Annotated in this window: 4 protein-coding genes; all 4 read right to left on the bottom strand. The window is 38.0% G+C overall.

The annotated features are described in order from the left end of the window. Positions 1-53: 53 nt before the first annotated feature. Entirely contained in the window at positions 54-1,649 is a 1,596-nt protein-coding gene (locus VNJ50_RS09170) for an amidohydrolase family protein (RefSeq protein ID WP_325581137.1), read from the bottom strand. Positions 1,650-1,718: 69 nt separating this feature from the next. Further along, positions 1,719-3,212: a S10 family peptidase gene (locus tag VNJ50_RS09165; RefSeq protein WP_325581135.1), complete on the bottom strand. Its 1,494-nt coding sequence runs from the start codon at positions 3,210-3,212 to the stop codon at positions 1,719-1,721. A gap of 83 nt (positions 3,213-3,295) precedes the next feature. Further along, positions 3,296-4,792, bottom strand: a complete 1,497-nt coding sequence (locus VNJ50_RS09160) for a S10 family peptidase (protein ID WP_325581133.1) — start codon at positions 4,790-4,792, stop codon at positions 3,296-3,298. A 259-nt stretch (positions 4,793-5,051) separates the two neighbouring features. Then, positions 5,052-5,976: SusD/RagB family nutrient-binding outer membrane lipoprotein (locus tag VNJ50_RS09155; protein WP_325581131.1), on the bottom strand; the 925-nt coding region annotated here is incomplete at its 5' end.

The following is a 5,976-nucleotide window of genomic DNA, read 5'->3' as shown; positions in this document are numbered from 1 at the left end:
ATAATAAAAAAAAAGGTTGGTTAGTTAGTTATTTAGTTGGTTGGTTAGTTAGTTTAATTTTTAGAAACTCCAGGCTGAGTCAACTTGTACCCTTTAGTTTCTTTGTCTTTTTTAACCATTTCCTTAACATCGGACAATAGTTTTTTAGCGTCATAAATAATACCATCTTTGATCGTATATTTAACACCACCAACACGGATTACCTCGTTGTTTTCGGTAACTTTTATAGCTCCTGTGCCATAAAGTGTTTGAAAATTCACTAAAGGATTTTCTTCAACAATGACAAAATCGGCCAGTTTTCCAACCTCAATAGATCCAATTTCCTTTTCCATTCCTAAAGCCTCTGCACCATTTAAGGTAGCCGCTTTTATAACTTCCAATGGATGAAATCCTGCTTCGCGTAAAAGTTCCATTTCACGTGGATATGCAAACCCATAAAGTTCGTAGATAAATCCTGCATCAGTACCAACGGTGACGCGTCCGCCTTTATTTTTATAATTATTTACAAAATTCATCCAAAGTTTATAGTTTTCTTTCCACTCAATTTCTTGTTCGGTCCCCCAAGACAGCCAATAAGACCCATGCGACTCACGGCTAGGCGCATAAAAATCCCATAGACTTGGAAGGGTATATTCCTGATGCCATTCGGCGAGGCGCGCTCTTGCCAAATCTCTATTAGCTTCATAAATCACGAAGGTTGGGGTCAAGGTAAAATCGAGTGCCAATAACTCATTCATCACATCATCCCATTTTTTGCTGCCAGGTCCTGCTGCCTGTCTCCATAATTGTCCAGCTTCACCAAAACGGTCTTGCTCATTTTGATAATTATAATCCAAAGAATAATCTTGAACTGTGCGATCATCAAATAACGCTTCTGGCAAACCGTACCAATGCTCCATGGAGGTAAGTCCGGTTCTGGCACTGTGCATCACATTCCAACTCCCTACATAAGTCTGTGAATGGTGCATTTTAGAACGTAAGCCCAATTTCTTGTTTTCATCAATTGCCGCTGCCATAACTACTGGAGTAGCTCCAAAAAACTTAATTCCATCGGCACCAAGTTTTGCATTGTTACGTACCCAATCCCTTGCTTGCTGATCGGTAGCAATTGGTGCTTTACTGTTTTGTCCAAAACCAGTATAGGCCTTAATACGTGGTGCTGTGATTTCGTTCTTTTCACTTCTTCGTTTTTCCTGAAGCGTCCACTCCAAGCCATTGCCGCTACTTGGATCTACAATGGTTGTAATGCCATGTCCCATCCATAATTTATACACATATTCTGCAGGTGTCCCTTGCGATCTGCCACCAATATGTGCATGGCTATCTACAAAACCTGGCATAATGTACATGCCATCAGCATTTAATTCCTTACCACCGGGCTTTAACACCGGTCTTCTAGCTTCGTTAATAGGCACGCCGGGATATCCAACCACACGCACATCTACAATACGATTATTTTCTACAACAATATCCACTGGCCCCATTGGAGGTGCCAAGGTACCATTAATCATGGTTGCTCCTCTAATAATTAATTGCGACCAAGGCCCTTCACCTTCTTGCCTATCTGGTGCTTTCTGGATCTGTGCTTGCACTCCTAGGCATAATGCGAAACCAAAAGCAAAAAGCAACTTATTTTTAAAATTTTTCATAAGATATTATAATTAAGGTTAAAACTGTTTTTTAGACAATTGATGCTTTAAATAAAAACGAAAGCCAAATTATCGCTTATACTGCGCTGGCTCACCTTCTTTAGGTATCGACTTATTTATAAACTCTCTGATATGCTGATTGGACGTAGCCAAGTCCTCACTGCGCAAATACATCATATGACCACTTTTATAACCTTCCCAACTCATTCTGTCGCGCAATTTACCACTAGTATCCATCTGCCATAAATTATACTTTGAATTGAAATAGTCCGTTCCACCATCATAATAACCAGCTTGAACCAAAAGATGTAAATATGGGTTTTGAGCCATAGCTTGACGTAAATCATACCCTGTATTATTATTACTGCTATCCCAAGGATGAACAGGGCCAAACATATTGTATTTTAAATCGGTATCATATTTTAAATGATTTTTAATATAATAGTTTATGGCTGGAGTAAATGAATGTAACCAAGAAGTAAGTTCTGCTGAATAATCTGGTCGATCACCTGCGGCCATCTTGTCAATACCAAGATATCTAGAATCTAATCGGCCAATATTATAACCTTCATCACGTAATAATTCTTTCCAATAGAATCCTTTTGGAATTCTTAAATCGTGTTCTAAGATTACTTTTTCTGATAACCCTGTATACCTTGACATACGAGCTGCTGTCTTCTTTTTATCGGCGTCAGATAAAAATCCGCCTTTGGCCATAATTGGGATAAGCTCATTAACTGTATATTCCTCGACCTCAGCCAACATCGCAGTAAGATCTTTAGACTGTAGATCTGGAGACAATTTTTTATGGTGCCACGCCGTTGCAGCATAATAAGGAAGTAAGTTAGCAGGATCTACAGCCGTTCCGCGTTCAATTCCCAATCCAGTTGGAGATACCAAGATCACCCCATTCAAATACATCCAATGCGCATTTTGTAATTCTAAGGATAAACCAGAAACACGAGGCGCTCCATAACTCTCGCCAATAAGATACTTAGGTGATTCCCATCGGTTTTGTCTTGTAACGAAAGTATTGATCCACGTTGCTAAATATTTTATATCTGCATTAACACCAAAAAATGTTTTTCTTTTCTCCGCTTCATCCATAGAATCGATCGCTCTTGAATAACCAGTGTTTACAGGATTTACATAAACAATATCTGCCACATCCAATATAGAATTCACATTGTCTTTAATTCCATAAGGTTGGACTGGATATCCCTCATCATCAATTTTAAGAATTTTTGGTCCAGTATATGCAATATGCATCCATGCCGATGCTGAACCAGGACCACCATTAAAAGATATCACAAGTGGTCGTTTAGCGCGATTGCTTACGCCCGACCTTTCGTAATATGTAAAATAAAGCCCAGCTATAATTTTACCTTTATCATCCCAAACCGGTTGTTTTCCTGTTGTCGCTGAATATTTTATGGGAACACCTTTGATAGTAACCTGACCTGTGGTTGTTACCGTAGAATCCATATTTGTATTTAACTGTTGGGCATTTAGATTGAAATGGCATAGCATCCAAACTATAGCAATGGCATAAATTTTATTCATTTTCTTTCGTTTTGATTCTTATATTAATATTAATTTCTGAAACCGATAAGTTAAAACTTTAGGTTTTCCTACATATTTACAGTTTACTTCCTAATGTATTCAGCAGGTTGGTTTTCCTTTGGAATTGATTTTTTTATAAACTCCCTAATATCTTCATTGGAAGTAATTAAATCCTCAGATCGCAAATACATCATGTGCCCACTTCGATAACCTTTCCAACTCATTCTATCTTTTAGTTTGCCACTAGTATCCATCAGCCATAAATTGTACTTTGAATTGTAGTAATCTGTTGCGCCATCGTAATAACCAGCTTGGACCATGACATGTAAATAAGGATTTTGTGCCATGGCTTGTCGAAGGTCTTCACCAGTATGGTTGTTACTTCTATCCCAAGGCCGTGTGTGACCGCCAATAAAATATTCTAGATCGGTATTATAATTCAAGAAGTTTTTAAAATAGTAATTTACGGCAGGCGTAAAAGTATGCTCCCAAGATTTGATTTCCATGGCATAATCAGGACGTTCGCCCGCATTGCTCTTGTCTATCCCAAGATATCGAGAATCTAATCTTCCAATCGTAAATCCCTCATCACGCAATAGTTCTTTCCAAAAAAAGGTTTTAGGAACTCGTAAATCGTGCTCCATAATGACTTTTTCGGAAATCCCTAAGTACCTTGACAACTGGCTGGCCGTTTGACGTTTTTCTGAATCCGATAAAAAACCACCTTTAGCCATAATAGGAATGAGCTTATTAGCTGTATAGTTTTCGACTTCAGGTAAAAAATCAGTTAAATCCTTTGCTTGCAAATCTGCAGGAAGTTTTTGATGAAACCATGCTGCCGCTGCATAATAAGGCACATTATTAGCGGGTTCAATAGCACTACCACGCGTTATACCCAAATCTGTGGGAGACACCAGGATGACACCGTTAAGGTACATCCAATGTTTATTTTGAAGTTCTAGTGAAAGACCCGAAACACGAGGCGTTCCATAACTTTCACCAATTAAATACTTAGGAGATTCCCACCGGTTTTTTCGGGTTACAAAAGTACTGATCCAACTGGCTAGATATTGTATATCCGCATTGACACCAAAAAATGTTTTTGCCACCTCATCATCGCTCATACTTTCAATAGCTCTAGAAAAACCAGTATTTACGGGCTCTATATAAACTATATCCGCAACATCCAATATTGATTGCGGATTCTCCTCAACGCCATAAGGCTGAATTGGATAGCCCTCATCGTTAACCTTGATTCTATACGGTCCGGTATATCCTAAATGCATCCAAACAGATGCCGCACCAGGACCACCGTTAAACGAAAAGAACAGCGGTCTCTTTGATCCGTCCTTTACATCCGATCGTTCATAATATGTATAATAAAGACCAGCTATAATTTTTCCTTTATTATCCCACACAGGCTGTTTTCCGGCAGTAGCTTTATACTTAACAAGCTTGCCCTTAATAGTAACCTGCCCATTGGTGACAACCATAGTATCCATACTGGTATTATGTTGCTGAGCATTTAGAAGGAAACAGAAAAGAAAGAGCACTGCCGTAAATAAATAATTTTTTTTCATGTTGAAAGTTTATGGTTTGTGTCCGTTAGTTTATTTGTAAAAACATAAAATATAGGTTTAAAAAAAGATTTGATATAAAGATTACAACAAGAAATTATTTTTAAAAGTAAAGCGGCAGAAATTAAATTCTAACCATCCATATCCAAAAAAATCGTCTCTACCGCTCACTAGACTAGCTCACTCCAAAAACATATGACGTCTTGTTGTAAACTTATATCATCTCTTGATTAAACACTTAAAAATATATTTAAGACAGCAATTAATACTTATCCCAAAACAACCTTGTGGTCAAGAAATCGCCACCTATTGTTGTTGATGCAGCTTCGTAATTACTTCTATTTAAAGTTTGTTCAGAAATTGGATAAAGAAGACGCAAAGGAACTATGTTCACATAACCATCGGCAGGTGCAGAAAGTTGTGGGTAATCCAATCGTCTATATTCTGTCCACGCTTCAAAACCTTGATTGTATAAAGCCACCCATTTTTGCATTCCAATTTTTTCTTTCCAATTGGTAGAAGCCGTTGCATACGCTACTTCTGGCTGTAATAAATAATCTTCTACACCGTCCACACCATAATACTCAAAAGAAGCTTTTATAGCATTGTTATAATGCAATTCGGCATCTACAACACCACCTATATTACGTTCTGCTGCTTCAGCAAGAAGGAATTCAACAGTGGCATAATCTATAAATATAACCGCAGTTTCTGGCTGATAAAAAAGTGTACCCATTTCTGAGTAACTTGTATAATTCACCACTTGACCCGTAGGCGCCCCAAGGTAATTGCCAGTATCGGTTACAGTTTTAAAATACACAGATCGACGTGGATCATTAACCCCGTTCATATATTCTAGAAATGGTTTACCCCCAACAAAATCCTTTCTATTTCCAACCGCCAAATCAAGATACAACTGCGTCGTGTTTGGTTGCGCAGACATATGTTCTACTTGTGCGTTATCGGCGTTTGATGTAAAGACTCCTGGGATTGCAGCCACTATATTGGATTCAGCTACTTGTGGATTGCTATCTGCAACTCGCATTCCCATTTGCAACTGTAATGATCTTCCAAACTTTTTCCAAAGTTTTGTATTACCATTATACATCAAATCTTGTTGCCAACTGGCTCCTGTTTCATCAATATTATTTAAGGCAGTATTCAATCTTGTCAACAAATCAAGATAA

The organism is Gelidibacter sp. (assembly GCF_035577925.1).
Lineage (GTDB): Bacteria > Bacteroidota > Bacteroidia > Flavobacteriales > Flavobacteriaceae > Gelidibacter.
This window is presented reverse-complemented; position numbering and strand designations above follow the sequence as displayed.

Coding starts and splice junctions, on each gene's coding strand:
- VNJ50_RS09170 (WP_325581137.1), bottom strand. CDS start 1,649: ATGAAAAATTTTAAAAATAAGTTGCTTTTTGCTTTTGGTTTCGCATTA.
- VNJ50_RS09160 (WP_325581133.1), bottom strand. CDS start 4,792: ATGAAAAAAAATTATTTATTTACGGCAGTGCTCTTTCTTTTCTGTTTC.
- VNJ50_RS09165 (WP_325581135.1), bottom strand. CDS start 3,212: ATGAATAAAATTTATGCCATTGCTATAGTTTGGATGCTATGCCATTTC.